At 35.4% G+C, this 16,904-nt stretch carries 13 protein-coding genes; 5 read left to right on the top strand and 8 right to left on the bottom strand.

All coding sequences use genetic code 11. The annotated features are described in order from the left end of the window. Nucleotides 1-4: 4 nt before the first annotated feature. The 6 genes from ACFQ0R_RS04925 to xrtF all read right to left on the bottom strand — a co-directional run bounded on the left by ACFQ0R_RS04925 (nucleotide 5) and on the right by xrtF (nucleotide 7,929). Entirely contained in the window at nucleotides 5-1,231 is a 1,227-nt protein-coding gene (locus tag ACFQ0R_RS04925) for a permease (protein WP_379657445.1), read from the bottom strand. Between the two features lie 2 nt (nucleotides 1,232-1,233). After that, nucleotides 1,234-2,499: a TolC family protein gene (locus tag ACFQ0R_RS04920; RefSeq protein ID WP_379657264.1), complete on the bottom strand. Its 1,266-nt coding sequence runs from the start codon at nucleotides 2,497-2,499 to the stop codon at nucleotides 1,234-1,236. A gap of 20 nt (nucleotides 2,500-2,519) precedes the next feature. Beyond that, nucleotides 2,520-6,434, bottom strand: coding sequence for an efflux RND transporter permease subunit (locus tag ACFQ0R_RS04915; protein ID WP_379657263.1), 3,915 nt, complete (start codon nucleotides 6,432-6,434; stop codon nucleotides 2,520-2,522). Between the two features lie 87 nt (nucleotides 6,435-6,521). Continuing rightward, nucleotides 6,522-6,920 carry an HYC_CC_PP family protein gene (locus tag ACFQ0R_RS04910; RefSeq protein WP_449314341.1) on the bottom strand — a complete coding sequence of 133 codons (399 nt, stop codon included), beginning with the start codon at nucleotides 6,918-6,920 and terminating at the stop codon, nucleotides 6,522-6,524. 24 nt (nucleotides 6,921-6,944) lie between these two features. Beyond that, the gene (locus tag ACFQ0R_RS04905; protein WP_379657261.1) at nucleotides 6,945-7,385 is read right to left on the bottom strand and encodes an exosortase F system-associated membrane protein; all 441 of its coding nucleotides are present in this window, start codon (nucleotides 7,383-7,385) and stop codon (nucleotides 6,945-6,947) included. Further along, complete coding sequence (gene xrtF, locus ACFQ0R_RS04900; RefSeq protein WP_379657260.1) at nucleotides 7,378-7,929, bottom strand: exosortase family protein XrtF; 552 nt, start codon at nucleotides 7,927-7,929, stop codon at nucleotides 7,378-7,380. The genes ACFQ0R_RS04905 and xrtF overlap by 8 nt, the downstream gene beginning before the upstream one ends. A gap of 134 nt (nucleotides 7,930-8,063) precedes the next feature. On the opposite strand from xrtF, the gene ACFQ0R_RS04895 reads away from it, so the two are divergent. Next, the gene (locus tag ACFQ0R_RS04895) at nucleotides 8,064-8,525 is read left to right on the top strand and encodes a GAF domain-containing protein (protein ID WP_379657259.1); all 462 of its coding nucleotides are present in this window, start codon (nucleotides 8,064-8,066) and stop codon (nucleotides 8,523-8,525) included. On the opposite strand, the gene ACFQ0R_RS04890 is transcribed toward ACFQ0R_RS04895, so the two are convergent. Further along, the gene (locus tag ACFQ0R_RS04890) at nucleotides 8,526-10,391 is read right to left on the bottom strand and encodes a polysaccharide biosynthesis protein (RefSeq protein WP_379657258.1); all 1,866 of its coding nucleotides are present in this window, start codon (nucleotides 10,389-10,391) and stop codon (nucleotides 8,526-8,528) included. Nucleotides 10,392-10,617: 226 nt separating this feature from the next. Between ACFQ0R_RS04890 and ACFQ0R_RS04885 the strand changes: the two genes are divergently transcribed. The 4 genes from ACFQ0R_RS04885 to ACFQ0R_RS04870 are packed head-to-tail and all read left to right on the top strand — an operon-like array spanning nucleotide 10,618 to nucleotide 16,365. Beyond that, a complete protein-coding gene (locus ACFQ0R_RS04885; protein ID WP_379657257.1) occupies nucleotides 10,618-11,382 on the top strand; it encodes a polysaccharide biosynthesis/export family protein in 765 nt (254 codons plus the stop codon). A gap of 9 nt (nucleotides 11,383-11,391) precedes the next feature. After that, nucleotides 11,392-13,785, top strand: a complete 2,394-nt coding sequence (locus tag ACFQ0R_RS04880) for a GumC family protein (RefSeq protein ID WP_379657256.1) — start codon at nucleotides 11,392-11,394, stop codon at nucleotides 13,783-13,785. Next, nucleotides 13,779-14,288: a C40 family peptidase gene (locus ACFQ0R_RS04875; RefSeq protein ID WP_379657255.1), complete on the top strand. Its 510-nt coding sequence runs from the start codon at nucleotides 13,779-13,781 to the stop codon at nucleotides 14,286-14,288. Before ACFQ0R_RS04880 ends, ACFQ0R_RS04875 begins: the two co-directional genes overlap by 7 nt. Nucleotides 14,289-14,304: 16 nt before the next feature. Beyond that, nucleotides 14,305-16,365 (top strand): ComEC/Rec2 family competence protein, encoded by a 2,061-nt coding sequence (locus ACFQ0R_RS04870; protein ID WP_379657254.1) that lies wholly within the window; start codon nucleotides 14,305-14,307, stop codon nucleotides 16,363-16,365. Here the strand turns inward: ACFQ0R_RS04870 and ACFQ0R_RS04865 are convergent. Further along, nucleotides 16,362-16,901, bottom strand: coding sequence for a thioredoxin family protein (locus ACFQ0R_RS04865; protein ID WP_379657253.1), 540 nt, complete (start codon nucleotides 16,899-16,901; stop codon nucleotides 16,362-16,364). The two genes, ACFQ0R_RS04870 and ACFQ0R_RS04865, sit on opposite strands and share 4 nt — an antisense overlap. Nucleotides 16,902-16,904: the final 3 nt, after the last annotated feature.

Below are 16,904 nucleotides of genomic sequence, written 5' to 3'. Positions count from 1 at the left end.
TTGTTTAAAAATTGAATATATATTTCACTAAAATTCCACCAGCTAACCAGATATAACTTATGAAAGCCAAGTATTTTAGAACCTTCTCGAGAAGTGGACTTTTAGGGGCCATTTCTTTCATATAAGAAATGTCTTTTTGTTCTGAAAAAAATCCCAGATAAACTAAAATCCCAGATATAACCAAAAACCCTATGTTCATGAAGAAGGTATAATCCAACTGAAAATGTTCTTGCTCTAAAATTTGGATTGAGGAAAAATCAGGTAATAGATTAAAAAAATCAAAGCTGTAATGTAGAAACAACGATGTGATGATTAGTGCAGTAAACAAGAGGAAAAGAATAAACAATGACATCTTCCAGCCGTAATATTTGGCATTGATTCTCAGGACTGGAAACACTACCAAATCGCTAAAAATAAACGCCATAACACCAGCAAAACTTACTCCTTTACCAAAAAGCAAAGCTGCCAGAGGTATATTTCCCATTGACCCAATGAATGTCATAAAAGCAGCAAAAGGACCAACAATCACATGCTCCAGAAGTGTGAAAAAGCCGAAGGAAGTTTGTCCTTCACCAGTATTGATAAATAAAGTCTGGAAAAAGGTGTCTGGTACAAAAGCTGAAATGACACCAGCAATGGTAAAACCGATAGTCACATCTTTCCAGACCATCTTCCATTCCATACCATATTGCTTCCCTACTTTTATCCAGTTTGTTTTGTTTTTTATTTTTTCTGAAATGGGTTTCGAATCAACCTTTTCTTTCTTAGCTTCTCCCAGTTTCTTTCTAGCTTTTGAGATGATAGATTTGGGATTGATTAATCCAACCAATAGCCAACTGATAAGTATGAGTAAAACGCCACCCACATATTCGCCAACCACAAATTGCCAACCCAAAAAGATGGAAATCACGATTCCGAGTTCAATCACCAAGTTGGTTGAAGCCAACAAAAACGCCATAGAAGACACAAAACTTGCGCCTTTTTGAAATAACGACTTGGTCGTTGCCAAAGCAGAAAAACTACACGAACTGCTTATGAAACCAAAGAAAGTTCCAAAAAGCACAGATTTCGCATCAGATTCTCCCATGGTTTTTTGCATATTTTTCTTGGTGACAAAAACTTGAATAAGACTACTTAATGCATATCCAAGGATAAAGGCCCATAATGCCATCCAAAAAAATCCCAGTGCAGTATTAGCAGCATTTCCCCAGTTTTCTAAAAAGTTATTGATGTTCATAATTCTGAATTTGATGTGAGGTAAATTAAAGTTTCGTTTAGCTTTTGAAGGTTCGCAAGCGTTTTAGCTTGTTGCTTTTCATAAAGTAATCGCTCTTCTTCCAAGCGAAGAACTTCTTCAATCTCCATGGAAGCGTTGGCTAAAGCAACTTCTGAAAGTTGTAAAATATCTTGTAAATTCAAGAGTTGCTTTTCATATAAATCTAAAAGGCTGTAGAGTTCATCTTGTTTATATTGAGCGACTTGAATTTCAGTTTCCAAACGAGTTTTTTCATTCTCCAATTGAAATTGAATTGATTCCCCCTGAAGGGAAGCCTCCCTTTTTCTGGATTTATTTTTCTTCCCGAAAATGGGTAAGCTCACCGAAAGCATAGGCATAATCGCATCCTGACCTGCACCTGCATTCATCACATTTCTGTCTTGAATGATTGCATAATCCAAGCCTAAACCAAATTGTGGCATGGCCTGCTTTTTGGCTAATACACTTTCCGCTTTGTTGGACTCCTTTAGATGTCGAATCGCTTCCAATCGCGGGTGATTTTTGGAAACAGAATCCGTTTGCATAACTTCTTTTTGATCCAAAATCTGTTTTGGATTTGAAATGAGGACAGGTGTTTTCAACTGCCGATTCATCAATTGATTGAGTTGAGTGGCCAAAGCCTGGTCCTGGTCTTTCAACACCTGAATCACACTCAACTGTTTATCAATCTGAAGTTCAACTCGTAAAATATCAACCAGATTTGCCTTATTGTTTTCATAATTCGATTTGACGATGGATTTCAAATCTTTAAGAATTTGAAGTTGTTTGGCTTCAAGTTCAGCGATGTACCTCAACGCAGATAAGTCGTAATACTTTTCTGCCACATTGAGATATAACTTCAATTTTTGATCTTGAAATTTTTCAAATTCAGCTTCTGCTTTATAAGCTGCTATATCGCCTTTGGCTTTAAAAGTTCCAAACCAGGGCAGCATTTGCGTCAGTGAAAATTTTGCAATTTGTGGACCTACACGAGTTTCGATTGGGCTGATGAAATAGCCAAAACTCAAGTTGGGATCTTGCCAGGATTTGGCTTGAGTAACGCCTTCAAGCTGTGCTTCAAAAGCTTTAAATTGAGCTTTCAATTGTAAATTATTTTCAGCTGCTATAGTTTTTAATTCTGAAAGACTCTGCGCTTTCAAATTAAAACCAAAGCATAGCAAAACTACAACCAACATAAGTTGAGTTGAGATGCTCGTCGGTTTTATGTAATATGTTTTAAACATAGGTTTATCGTTTATAGAATTTAGTTAAGATCAATTTCAGAGGTGTTTTTTAACTGTCTGCTGTAGACGATATAGAATAAAATAGGCAGTAAAAAATAAGTCAAACTCGCCATCAACATGCCACCAAAAGCTGGAATGGCCATAGGCACCATAATATCGGATCCTTTTCCTGTCGATGATAAAACGGGTAAAAGCGCAATGACAGTGGTTACCGAAGTCATCACCGCAGGCCGAATTCTCTTGAGTCCACCTTCCATTACCGCTTCACGCAATTCCTTTTTAGTTTTGGTTGGGTTAGCTTTGAAAGATTGCCTTAAATAGGTTGCCATCAGTACCGCATCATCAGTAGCAATACCGAATAAAGCAATAAATCCAACCCATACAGCAACACTCAGGTTGATGGTTTTCAACTGAAAAATATCTCGCAGGTTTTCACCAAACCAGCTAAAGTTCAAAAACCAATCCTGTCCGTAAAACCAGATCATAATAAACCCGCCACTAAAAGCTAAAGCGATTGACGAAAACACCATCAAACTAATACGTACAGATTTGAATTGAAAATATAGAATCAAGAAAATCACGACAAAAACAACCGGAATAATCATAGATAATCGTTTTTCTGAACGGACCTGATTTTCAAAACTACCAGCAAAACGATAGCTCACTCCGCTTGGAACTTTTAAGTTTCCACTGTTGATTTCAGAAAGAATGGCATCTCTTGCAGATTCCACAGCGGTGACTTCGGCAACGCCATCGGCACGGTCGAAAAGCACGTAAGAATTGAGAAATGTTTCTTCGCGTTTTATCATTTGCGGACCGCGTTCATATTCGATATCAACAAGTTCTCCTATGGGAACCTGAGTTCCAGAAGATGTGGAGATTAACATGTTTTCAATAGCTTCTGGCGTATTTCGCAATTCTCGTGGATAGCGAACCCGCACGTTATAACGCTCACGACCTTCCACGGTTTGAGTTAGACTTTGCCCGCCAATAGCCACCGAAATATAATCCTGCACATCGTTTATGCTTAGTCCATATCGAGCTAAACTCTTGCGGTTAAGCTCTAGGTGTAAATAGGGCTTTGCAACCACTCTGTCTGCATAAACGGCTTGAGTTTTAATATTAGATACCTGCTTAAGAATATCTTCTAATTCTTTTCCGAAGTCTTCTATAGTTTGTAAGTCTGGTCCAGAAACTTTTATGCCCATCGGGGCACGCATTCCTGTTTGCAACATCACTTGTCGCGTTTCGATAGGTTGTAATTTGGGCGCTGAAGTAATGCCCGGAATCTTGGTGACTTTGGAAATTTCGTTCCAAATATCATCAGGAGACTGGATGTGTTTTCTCCAATTTCTGAAATAATTTCCGTCTTCATCTTCAATCATATAAGGCTTGAAATCATTCTCAATTTCATATAAAATTTCAGATTGAATTTGATCTGAAAATGCTTCACCTGATTTATCCTGAAAAACAAATTCAGCATTATCAAACCACAGTACATCTTCAGCATTTTTAGTGATTTCGATCTGATCGTTTTGAATTTTTAAGCCTTGTACTCTGAAAAGCCCGTCTTCATTCACTTCAAAGGCCTGACGTTTACCACTTTCATTCAGTATAAATTCGGTTTTGTATGTAATCAGATTTTCAAACATCGAAATTGGAGCAGGATCAATAGCTGATTCTACGCGACCTAGCTTTCCAACCACGGTTTCAACTTCAGGAATTTGTTTAACCAGAATATCCATCTGTTGAAGTTTATCCTTATTGAATTCGATACCTGAATGTGTCATGCTGGTCGGCATCAGGATAAAACTACCTTCAGCGAGGCTTGGCATGAACTCTTTTCCAATCCCAGGAAAAGTGTCATCCATAGCGCTCCAAAACCCCGTTTCTTCTATCGAAAATCCTACAGCATCCGAGGCTTGTTTTGACCAATGAAAAACACTTGAAAATCCTAGCCAAATCATGATTCCTATAAAAATAGCTAGTAACGGTAAGACTAAAAACGCCTTGACATGCTTCAAAAATATAGACAAGATTTGACCATAATACTTTTGAAGCAGTAGATAGAAGGTTAACAACAGTCCAACTAGAATCCCAACAAAAATGATATTAGAAAACATGGATTGCTGAGGTCCTAAGGGCAGCCAAAGGTTTGAAAGTAGAACTAAAACTCCAGCGACCAATACGTAAAAGTGTAGGTTTTTGACTCGAAATTCCTTAAAATACATTTGGTAGGAAATGAAATAACTTATGGCATAAAGAAGAATAAACAGACCTAACCAGAATTCATAGAAAATCGTCCAAACTCCAACTAGTCCAAGGAAAACGTTGAGATAATAAGCTGTTTTAGCTTTGTTGATTTTAATTCTAAACACCACATACATCAAAGTAGGCAAAACAAGTACTGTTACTAAAAAAGCTGCAATCAGTGCAAAGGTTTTGGTATATGCCAGTGGGATAAAAAGTTTTCCTTCCGCAGCTTCCAGAGCAAAAACAGGAACAAAACTGATTATCGTTGTTAATACAGCCGTCAATATAGCTGAACTCACTTCGGCTGAACCTTCATAAATGTTTTTGACTAAGGAATCCTTGGGCGAGTTTTCAAGTTTTTTAAGAACATTTTCAGAAAGAATAATGGCCAAATCAATCATCGTCCCGATAGCAATAGCAATTCCTGATAAAGCGACAATATTGGCCTGGATATTGAAAAATTTCATGGCAATAAACACCAGTAATACTGAAATAGGCAATACCGCCGAAATTACTAGTGAAGCTCTCAAGTTGAAAACAATAATAATCACCACCAAAAGAGCGATAATCAATTGCAAACTGATAGCTTCTTCCAGCGTTCCAATGGTTTCATTAATCAATTCGGAACGGTCGTAAAAAGGAACAATTTTGAGCTGGCTTTTGGTTCCGTCGGAAAGAGTTTTTGAAGGTAATCCTGGAGATATTTCTTCAATTTTATCCTTTATGTTAATAATGGCTTCCATGGGATTGAAGCCGTCACGAGCCACCACAACTCCACCAACCACATCTGCTCCAGCCTTATCGAGAATTCCACGTCGCTGGGCTGGACCAGTTTTGATTTTGGCCACATCTTTAAGGTAAATGGGGACGTTTTGGGTTTCATCGACCACAATAGATTCGAAATCTTTGAGATTTTCTAAATAACCCAAACCTCGAACTATGTATTCCACCTGATTAATTTCCAAAGTTTTGGCACCTACATCCCGGTTGCTTTCTTTTACGGCTTTTGCAACCTGCATTAAAGAAATATTGTACGATTTCAGGGCATCTGGATTGACATCAATCTGGTATTCTTTGACAAAGCCTCCAATGGAAGCCACTTCTGAAATACCTTTGGCACTGCTCAGTCCGTATTTCACATAAAAGTCCTGAACGCTTCGGATTTCATCAAGATTCCAGCCTCCGGTAGGTTCATTGTCTTCATCTCTGGGTTCAAGCGTGTACCAGAATACCTGACCAAGTGCCGTTGCATCCGGACCAAGAGTTGGTTTAGCTTCAGCAGGTAAAAGCCCCTGAGGGATAGAGCTGAGTTTCTCAAGAATACGAGAACGCGACCAGTAAAATTCTACACCATCTTCAAAAATGATATAAATGCTTGAAAACCCAAACATAGAATTGCTTCGCACCGATTCTACGCCTGGCAATCCCAACAAATAAGTAGTTAGCGGATAGGTGATTTGGTCATCGATATCCTGCGGAGAACGGCCTGGCCATTCTGTAAATACAATTTGCTGGTTGGCACCCGTATTGGGAATCGCATCCACTGGAATTGGATTTTTTGGTAAAAAAGAATCTGCCCATTGAAACGGGGAAACTATCAAACCTCCTACAACAATGCCCGCTAAAAGGATGAACGACGCCAGTCGCTGATTTAGAAAAAAATTGATAATTTTATTCAACATAAATATTTGATTTTAAAACATATACACAGTTTTGATTTCTCTTCTGAATTTGATTCAGTTGAAATCAATGCGGTAAGTTTTAATAAATCAAATAAGGAAGACCTGGTGTAAAATTTGAAAGTCCTGAAAATAATGGGGAGGGTCGTAAACTTCAGCTGAAGCTATTTCTTTAGCGATAAAACTAAGTGAACTAAAATGTATTAGGCTGAATATCGCAAATTCTAAAGGCATGTCGAAATCAAATTCAGCTTTGGAAAACTGGAGAATATCTTGACCTTCTATGATCTCAACTTCATCATCACAACATTCTGATTCTTCTTCTGAAGGCATTTCTTGATGCATTCCACAAGTTTGTGCGTGAGACATTATAGCCTTATCTATCATTATGTTTCCACAATAGTGAGTTGCAACCGTGAAAGACACGGTTGAAAATAGCACGAAGAGTGCTAAAAAAATGGACGCTATTTTGGAAATGTATAATTTCACACTACAAAAGTAAGCAAATATTTTTTAGTCTTTTTCCTTAACACTTTTCTTTTGATAATAAAAAGCTGGTAATAAGATTATTACGAAAATAGGCTGAATCAAGAAACGCCTGATATAGAAAATAATGAGATAGTTTTCAGTTTTCATATCTGAGATAAAAAACCAAAACAATAAGATCAAAACGGTGTAAGCAAACGCATAGAATACTATGGAAAAAAGAATAATTTTGCTAGATGGAAAAGTTACCCAAATAATTGCTAGAGAAAGTATAGTGTTGATAAGGAATCTCCAGCTCGTTGTTCTTAAAACTTGCAAAATATTAAGCTCTGGAGCTTCAGAATAGCTAAATTCTGAGCTAAAAAAATTGAGCAAAGGATCTGAAAAAAGTTCATGTTCAAAATAACGAACGAGGATTAAGCCAAAAACGAATAGACTAATTATAGCTAACCTAAAAAACTTATTCATGGCTTGGTTTTTCTTCGGTCTTATAACTTCTAATCCAGAAAATCCACAGTAAGAATACAAAACCATAAATGAAAATAGGAAATAGCGTTCCGTGCATTAATTCTTGGTACTTTGGGATTTCATAAATCCCAATAGTAAGCAGTGCAATGCGTAAAATATTGAATGCGTAAATCAAAACACTTCCTGCAAAAATGAAAAGTAAAGTTGTCTTCCAGTCTTTTTTAAAAGCCAACACAAAAGACAAAAAGAGAATAATTACGCTCATAGCGTTGCAACCTTCCACTACCCTCACTAAGTAATCGCCATTTATTCCAAGCCGCATTGAAGGGTCGTAGTGACTGGGAATCATCTTGGTCTCGTAACCAAAAAAACTAATTAAACTCTCTGTTTGCAGGGCTACAATATGAGTTATAGGTTCTGGAAAATAGACTTCTGATTCTACATTGTCTAAGTAGAATTGATAAGCCAGAGTAAGAACGATATAAGTTCCAAAGAAAACTCCCAGGAACCTGATTACCGCTTTATTTTTCTTTAAAATTTCCAAAAGCTAGGTATTAAGTTTAAAATTAAAGCACTGAATTGAACAATGATTTATTTGAAAATATTTAACAAATTTATAGAAAATGCATCATCTGTAATGCTTTTAGAATAAATACTTTTGCTCAAAAATACAACATCATGAGTTTAGAGGATCTTAAGCCAAGAATAGAAGAAATACTTTCCCAGGAGAATTTGGATGTAAATCACAGACTGACCGAAGTTTGCGATTTGCTTCAAACCAAAGTCGACACTTATGACTGGGTTGGGTTTTATTTCAAAAATGGTGATAAAAGAGAGCTCATTTTAAAAGCTTTTGCTGGAGAGCCAACCTATCATACAACTATCCCTTTCGGAAAAGGAATTTGTGGACAGGTTGCAGAATCCAATCAAAACTTTGTGGTTGATGATGTTTCAGCTCAAGACAATTATATTGCATGTAGTATTAATGTAAAATCTGAAATCGTCATTCCATTATTTGTTAATGGTGAAAACATCGGACAAATTGATATTGATTCTAATACTAAAAAAGCCTTTTCAAAGGAAGATGAAGAATTTTTAACCTGGGTAAATACGCAGGTAAGTAAACAACTCGAGGTTTAATTAGATTGCATTTTTTTGACGTTCTGCTTCAGTAAGTGGAATAAATTCTGGTACTAGCTTTTTAAGAACTTCTATGGATTTCAACACATCATTATTTGAAATTTGATACTGTAAGTTTTTGAGCAAAATCATTTTTTCACTATCAAAATCGTAACTCGCTTTCGCAATAAGTATTTTCTGATGATGTGTTGGCAGTGTGTTTTCTTTGTCTGCCAGTAATTCTTCATAAAGTTTTTCCCCAGGTCTTAAGCCAGTGTACACAATGTCTATATCATCATAAGGTACAAATCCCGATAAGCGAATCATTTGCTTTGCTAGATCAATGATTTTGACCGGTTTACCCATGTCAAAGACAAAAATCTCACCTCCATTACCCATGGCTCCTGCCTCTAAAACAAGCTGACAAGCTTCATCAATTGTCATAAAATACCTAGTGATATCTGGGTGAGTTACCGTTACCGGACCAAGATTTTCTATTTGTTCTTTGAAATGGGGAATCACTGACCCGTTAGAACCCAGAACGTTTCCAAATCTTGTTGTGATAAATCTTGTTGGAATTGATTTGTCTCTAGCAACAGATTGTAAATATATTTCTGCGCTTCGTTTAGAAGCGCCCATAATATTAGTGGGATTCACAGCTTTATCTGTGGAAACAAAAACAAATCGAGAAACCTTATATTGGATAGCTAAATCGGTAAGATTTTTAGTGCCTATAAAATTAACATCTAAAGCTTCAATTGGGTTAGCTTCCATCATTGGAACATGCTTGTAGGCTGCTCCGTGGAAAACTATTTCTGGTTTAAAGTGATCAAAAATCGACTCTAAACGCTTTAAATTTCTAACATTGGCAATAATTTTTTCGAAATGAAGATTTGGATATTGGGATTCCAGCTCCAAACTCATTTGATGCAATGGAGTCTCTGCTTGATCAAGCATGAGGATTGTTTTAGGTTTGAAGCGTATGAGCTGCCTCACTATATCGCTACCTATGGAACCTGCTGCTCCTGTAACCAAAATCACTTTACCATTGTATATTGACCTGAGTTTTTCGCGCTGAAGTTTTATAGGAGTTCTTTGTAGCAGATCTTCTAAGTTGACTTTTTTGATTTCAGAAGAAATTGATTCACCTCCCCAGTCTTGAAGATCTGGAAGTTTGTATATTTTGAGATTCAATTCTAATAGTTGATTCAAGATATCAGAGTCTGCTGTTGCTAGTTCTCTAAGTTTCTGACTAGAAACAATAACCGATGTCCCTCCCCTTATCTTTTTATGTTCTAATTGTTCCAAAGTGACTATTGGTAAAGTAAGAATTCTGGTCTTTTTCAATTTATTGACTTCACTTATAAAACCAACGATATCAAAACTAGTTCTCGAATCTGAAATAATGCTTTCTGCTATAGCAACATCAGTAAGACTTGTACCTAGCAAATACGCTTTGGTTGATGAAGAATCAGCGTGAATGAGTTGGTAAGCTCTTTTTACAACGACTCTGAATAAAAACAGCATTGAAAAAACAATAAATCCATAAATGATTGCTCCACCATTTACTAAAATTTTTGTCTCATAAATACTGTAAATAACTTCATTGATTACAATGAGAGTCACAACTGTAGTTATGGTAGTTTGGAGTTGCTTTATTGAGTCCTTGAACCCAGTATACCTTACAATTCCTGAGTAAGATCTAAAAATCAGAAAGAATAAGATTTGGATAGTTACAAGAGAAACGAACTCCCAATTGAGGTAAATAAATTTGATTTCACCCTGACCAACAGAAGATATTAGAAAAAAAGTGAATTGAGCAGATAATATAGAAATGCAAATATCGATTAAGAGAATAACGACTCTAGGCACGTAATTACGTGCCATTCGCTTTAAAATTTGTAAGCTGAAGCGCTTAAGTACAAGGATAAAGTTCATTTCAATTGGTTAAGATTCAAATGGAAGTTCAAACTTAATGATAAATTTTTCATAAGTCTATATTGTTCTTTTTAAAAAATAATAGTTAACTAGATAAATGGTTTTAAGGCTAAAAGGCTTTCTTTTAAATAAAAAATTGCGCTTATTTGTATTAAATTTGTTTAACTTAATTTTAATGAAACAATTCATCCTTCTTATTTTCTCACTTCTTCTTTTTAGTTGTTCTTCAAAAAAGGATATTGTCTATTATCAAGACATTGAAACAAGAGATTTTGCATCTATCGAGACAATCAATTCTCACCCTAAGATTCAGATTAACGATATCTTAAATATTTCTACTGCTGCATTAAATCCTGAAAGTGTTCTTCCTTATACTTTCAACACAGGAAATAACAGTAGTGTTCAACCTAGACAAGTTGAGCTACTAAAATTAACAGGGTATCTTGTCAACAGTGATGGAGAAATCAATTTTCCTCAACTTGGTAAAATTGAAGTAAAAGGTAAAACTACCCAAGAGATCCAATCTCTTCTTGAAGAGAAATTGTCACTTTACATTAAAAATCCTACAGTTAATGTAAGAATTATAAATTACAAGTTTACTGTTCAAGGAGAGGTAAGACAACCAGGAACTTATGAAATTATAGAAGAAAACATGACACTTCCTCAAGCTTTAGGCCTTGCAGGAGATTTAACAATAAATGGTAGACGTGATAATATCATGATTTACAGACAAGAAGGTAATCAACGGGAAGTGAAACGGATAGACCTAACTCAAAGTGATTGGATGAATTCAGACTATTTTTTTATAAAGCCTAATGATATCATTTATATAGAACCAAATGATCCTAGGATAAAGTCTGCTGGATTTGTCGGCAATGTTGGAACATTACTTTCTGTTGTTTCTATAATCTTTTCTGCAGTCGTATTATTGGCTAGATAACCTCATTTTATGGAAAACTCAAATACACATATCAATAATAGTTCTACCCCGGAAGATAGTAGTGAAGACTTAAAAAAGATTGTACTTCAATACCTAAAGTATTGGCCTTGGTTTATTATTTGCCTTGTCATTTCAGTATCGATTGCGTTTATTTATTTACGCTATTCAACTAATATATATCAAACCAATGCACAGGTTAAAGTTCTCAAAGATCAAAGTGGTTTAGATCTTTCTGGATTACAAGGGAGTTCTCCACTCATCGACATGAGTAAAGTTAATCTTGAAAATGAAAGGGCGATTTTGAAATCTAGAAGAATTGCCTCCAAAGTAGTGGACAATTTAGAACTCACAAGCAGTTACTATAAATCTGGAAGTTTTAAATCATCTGAAATTTGGAAAAATGAAAGACCTTTTAAAGTAGAGTGGATAGATAATGATTCTGTTTATGATGTTTCAACGCCACTTTACACTGTAGTATTTGAATCCCTTAATAAATTTGAAATTAGAAATCCTAAAACTGATTTCTCAGACACTTATACAGTAGGCGAGCCTATGAATGTGGAGGGCTATCCGCTGGTTCTCAATTTCAATCCAGACTACAATGGAGATATTACAAAATTGGAGGCAATTAATTTCAATTTTAGTTTCCGTTCCACTTCTCAAGCTGTTAGCTCTCTCACCAACCAAATAAGTGTAGAACCACTCGGAGATAGAAGTGAAATCTTAAATATTTCCATCAAGGGTCAAAATAAAGAAAAAAACGAAGATATTCTGAATGCGCTTATTGATCAATTCAATTCTGATGGAATTGAGGATAATCGTTTGGTTGCTAAGCGAACCGAAGAATTTGTAATTGAGCGTCTCGAATATCTTGTGAGTGAACTTGATACCGTGGAAAGCGGGCTTGCAAGTTATAAAAGCGAAAATGATCTTGTCGAGATTGAGAATAACGCAACGGCTTTATTTGGAAAAAGCACAGAAGCTGAGTTAAGAGTATTTGAATTAAGCAATCAGCTTTCCTTAACAAGGAACTTTAAAGAAGAACTTACAGAACAAGACAAATACGAGTTACTTCCAGCAAGAATTGGAATTACAAATGATAACATTAATAGCTTTACAGAAACCTATAATCAGAAAATCCTAGAAAGAGAAAGGTTGCTTATTTCTTCTACTTTAGCAAACCCAAGTGTAAGGGAACTTGATAAGCTTATTTTACAATTGAGAAAAAACATTCTCAATACTATTAATAACTACATCAAAAGCTTAGAAATATCTCTTAGAGAAGTCCAACGAAGAGAACGAGAGTTTGATTCCAATATTAGTAGACTACCAGAGCAAGAAAAGGAAATAAGGAATATTAAGCGTCAGCAGGCTGTAAAAGAGAAACTCTACTTGTTTTTACTTCAAAAGAGAGAAGAAGCAGCTTTATCTTATGCTATAACAGCACCGATAATAAAGGTTGTGGACTATGCCCACACACAACCTTCTCCAGTCAGTCCAAAATCTCAAATCATTTTGCTTTCAAGTTTAGTCATTGGACTCGTTGTTCCCTTTGGTGTACTTTATATTATTTTCTTATTTGATACAAAAATCAAAACCAAAGATCAGGTAAAAACTTTTCTGCCAAATATGCCTATTGTAGCGGAAGTGCCTCAACATAAAGAAGAAGAAAATAAGGTTATTCTACCAAACGACAGGTCATCCATTGCCGAGTCATTTAGAATAATGAGGACTAATCTCAACTTTTTGAGTGTTAAGAATAGAAAGGATACTACATCTAGCTCTGAAGTTGTTTTTGTGACTTCTACGACCAAAGGAGAAGGTAAAACCTTTGTTGCTATCAATCTAGCTTCTTCACTTGTTTCCGCTAAAAAGAAAACTTTACTTGTTGGCTGTGACCTAAGAAATCCACAGATTCACAATTATTTGAATCTAAAAAAAGAGCAAATTGGTGTAACAAATTTTCTTTATGACAATTCAATTTCTATAGATGATATTATCATTAAAAACTCGGTAGAAAGTTTAGATTTAGATGTTGTGCTTTCAGGAGATATTCCACCTAATCCGGCAGAAATGCTTATGAGTTCTAGATTTGCGAAATTAATCGAGGAAGCAAAGCAAAGATACGACTATATAATTATTGATACAGCGCCAACAATTTTGGTTACAGATACTATTTTGATATCAGACTATGCTGATATAACTCTTTATATCACTAGATCTGGATATACTGACACAAGACTTTTCCCACACATCAGAGACATTTATGACCAAAAGAAACTCGTCAATATGGGAGTTGTGATTAATGGTCTAGATGAAACAGGTATCAATGCATATAACTATGGGTATGGGTACGGTTATGGAGAAAATCAACAAAAGAAAAAATCCTGGAAGTTTTGGTAAACAATATCGCTTTACGAAGTAGAAACAATTTCAAAGTTCTCCTATGTGTTATTACACTAGCACTTGTTTCGTGTGGCAGTTCAAAAAGAGCTAAACAAGCTGAGGCAGAAAGAGCAAACACGGTTACTAATGTTGTCAATTACTCCAAAACTTATCTAGGCACTCCTTATAAGTATGGTGGTATGGATCCTTCTGGAATAGATTGTTCCGGATTACTTCACCTCTCTTTTTTGCGTTATGGAATTGAATTACCAAGGACTACTAAACAAATGTCTAGAATTGGTGATAAAGTAAAACTAAGGCAAGTGGATGTTGGAGATCTTGTATTTTTTAGGACTTCGAAAAGCAGCAGAAGAATTAATCACGTGGGGTTAGTCGTTAACAAAACCAATAAAACAATAGACTTTATACACTCTAGTTCATCTCAAGGGGTGATGATATCTTCTATCAACAATCCCTACTGGAGAAAAAACTACGTAAAAAGCAGACGAGTGATTTATTAATCCAGACTAAAATACTATGAAGTATACTAACCTTCCTTTATTACAAGTTTGTTTAGTATTCTTCTTTGGAATTTGGTTTGGTTTTTCAGAATTCAGTTTTAAGTTTTCAACCTATGTCACTTCTAGTGTAATTCTTTTTACCCTATTTACAATTTCCTTTTTTGTGTCCAAAACAGATTCAAGATTGAAGTCAGTTTTCACAGTAGTTTCCCTTTTATTTCTTTTCAGCCTAGGATTCCTCAACACAAAAATACACCTCCCTAAACATCAAAAAGATCACTATTCTCATTTCTTATCAACAGAGTCTATTCAGAATAATTATATCATTTATGAAGGAGAAGTAGTCAAGTCCTTAAAATCCAGTGCTTTTAAAGATAAATATGAAGTCCGCTTAACTTCCTTAAATGACACTAAAATAAGAGGTAAAGTTTTGCTTCAAGTTCCAACAGATAAGGATTCGCTTTTGAATGCGCATTCTAAAATCATCGGTTTCGGAAAAATAAAAGCTTTTACAGCCCCACAGAATCCTCAACAATTCAATTATAAAGAATACATGTGGAGTCAACAAATGAGCCATGTTATAGATTCTGACTTTGATCAATTTCAGATTGAAGAACAGTCAGGATTTAGTTTTAGAAGTTTTGGAGAACAAGCACGCAATACTATTGAAAGTTCTTTGAGTGGATATCCTTTTAGCGATGGGCAGTTGGATATTATTCAAGCCCTCTTATTAGGTCAAAAGCAAAACGTCGACCCGGAAACGTATAATAGCTTTTCAAAAGCGGGGGTTGTTCATATTCTTGCTGTATCAGGACTACACGTAGGTATAATTTTACTCATACTGCAGTTTATTACAAAAGGCTTACTCAGGATAAAATACGGTCGACTATTACGTGAGATTGTAGTCTTGACTGGCATCTGGGGTTTTGCAACACTAGCAGGCTTCACGCCGTCGGTTCTAAGAGCAGCTGTCATGTTTTCCTTTTTGAGTGTTGCCCTTAATTATAAAAGAAAAACTAGCGCTATCAATACTTTGGCACTTTCAGCAATCTTTTTGATTATCATTAACCCTTATTTTATTTATCAAGTCGGTTTTCAGTTAAGCTATCTCGCTGTTTTGAGCATAGTAGCTCTTCAACCTAGACTTTCTAAGATTTATGAACCTAAATTTTATTTGGACAGAAAAATTTGGGATATAGTCAGTGTTACAATAACTGCTCAATTAGGGGTTTTGCCCTTAAGCTTATACTATTTTCATCAATTCCCAGGCTTATTTATATTGAGTAATTTGGTGATTTTACCTGGTTTAGGAGTATTATTAGGCGGCGGTATCCTGATAATCTTCTTGAGCCTTCTTAAGATTTTACCAGACTTCTTAGCTCATATTTATGGTCAAGCTTTAGACTTACTTCTAAGTTTTGTGGATTGGATCGCCTCAAAAGAATATTTAGTATTCTCAGACATTTACTTTACAAAACCAATGCTCATTTCAAGCGTCGTTTTACTTTTAAGCCTTATTCTTTGGGATAAAAAACGAAAAATGCTGAGCTATTCTCTTTTGAATTTGTCTCTACTAGCTTTAATAATTTGTATTTATGTTGATAAGCGAAATCAACTTCAGCAGGAAGAAATTGTCGTATTTCAAACCTATAGAAATTCACAATTAGGCGAATTGAAAGGTTCATTTCTGAATTTGTATAGCGATAAAAGTCAGCTAAAAGATTCTATAAAAGATTTATATAACATTAAAAACTATAAAACATTAAAGGGAATTGATACTATTCTCATATCGAACTTTAGAAATGTATATGAGCTTAATTCCGATGAAATTTTATATGTGATTGATAGCATTCCTGTCTACCCTAAAGAAGGTTTTAATCCAAAATATGTCGTGCTTAAAGATTCACCGAATATCAATTTTGATAGGTTTTTATTTAATATAAAACCTAAACAGGTGATTGCCGACGGAAGTAATTATAAGACAGACATTGAACGCTGGCAAGCTTCAGCCGAAAGATTTAATGTAAAATTCCATTCTACATGGGAAAAAGGAGCTTTCGTGTTACCTGAAAACTAATTTTTAAAAGTGCCTTGAAAGTTGGATTGATACTTCTGCCATGCTTTCTGAGTTTTCAACTCTTTATAAGCATCGGTTGCAATCATCTTTAGGTAAATCTCAAGCTGTTCTGGTGTTCTATAACCAACAACAGGAGATATAACATTGGATTCTTCATCGAAGAAGACAACAGTAGGATAGGCAGAGACCTTGAGAGCATTAGCAAAAAAATGCTGAGCATTACGTTTCCCTTTTCGCTCGGGCTTATAGTTTGGATTGGTATATTCAAATCCTTTATAATCAACCTTCTCGGCTCCTTCGGCATTAAATTTTACAGGGTAAAAATGTGTATTCACATATTCTGCAACATCTGGATTTGAAAACGTATTCTTATCCATCATTTTACAAGGTCCACACCAATCTGTGTAAACATCTGCAAAAATCTTTTTGGGCTCACTCTTTTGAGCCTCCAGAGCTTCATTCATGGTCATCCATTCTATTTGCGAATGCATAGAATGGAAAACCAAAAACAATAAACTTAAATATATATATTTCATTAG

The sequence above is a fragment of the Psychroflexus salinarum genome (assembly GCF_042677225.1).
Classification (GTDB): Bacteria; Bacteroidota; Bacteroidia; order Flavobacteriales; family Flavobacteriaceae; genus Psychroflexus; species Psychroflexus salinarum.
This window is presented reverse-complemented; position numbering and strand designations above follow the sequence as displayed.

Bases quoted from the DNA above. Each gene is read 5' to 3' on its own strand.
- ACFQ0R_RS04920 (WP_379657264.1), bottom strand. From the start codon at position 2,499: ATGTTTAAAACATATTACATAAAACCGACGAGCATCTCAACTCAACTT.
- ACFQ0R_RS04915 (WP_379657263.1), bottom strand. From the start codon at position 6,434: ATGTTGAATAAAATTATCAATTTTTTTCTAAATCAGCGACTGGCGTCG.
- ACFQ0R_RS04905 (WP_379657261.1), bottom strand. From the start codon at position 7,385: ATGAATAAGTTTTTTAGGTTAGCTATAATTAGTCTATTCGTTTTTGGC.
- ACFQ0R_RS04895 (WP_379657259.1), top strand. From the start codon at position 8,064: ATGAGTTTAGAGGATCTTAAGCCAAGAATAGAAGAAATACTTTCCCAG.
- ACFQ0R_RS04890 (WP_379657258.1), bottom strand. From the start codon at position 10,391: ATGGCACGTAATTACGTGCCTAGAGTCGTTATTCTCTTAATCGATATT.
- ACFQ0R_RS04885 (WP_379657257.1), top strand. From the start codon at position 10,618: ATGAAACAATTCATCCTTCTTATTTTCTCACTTCTTCTTTTTAGTTGT.
- ACFQ0R_RS04880 (WP_379657256.1), top strand. From the start codon at position 11,392: ATGGAAAACTCAAATACACATATCAATAATAGTTCTACCCCGGAAGAT.
- ACFQ0R_RS04870 (WP_379657254.1), top strand. From the start codon at position 14,305: ATGAAGTATACTAACCTTCCTTTATTACAAGTTTGTTTAGTATTCTTC.
- ACFQ0R_RS04865 (WP_379657253.1), bottom strand. From the start codon at position 16,901: ATGAAATATATATATTTAAGTTTATTGTTTTTGGTTTTCCATTCTATG.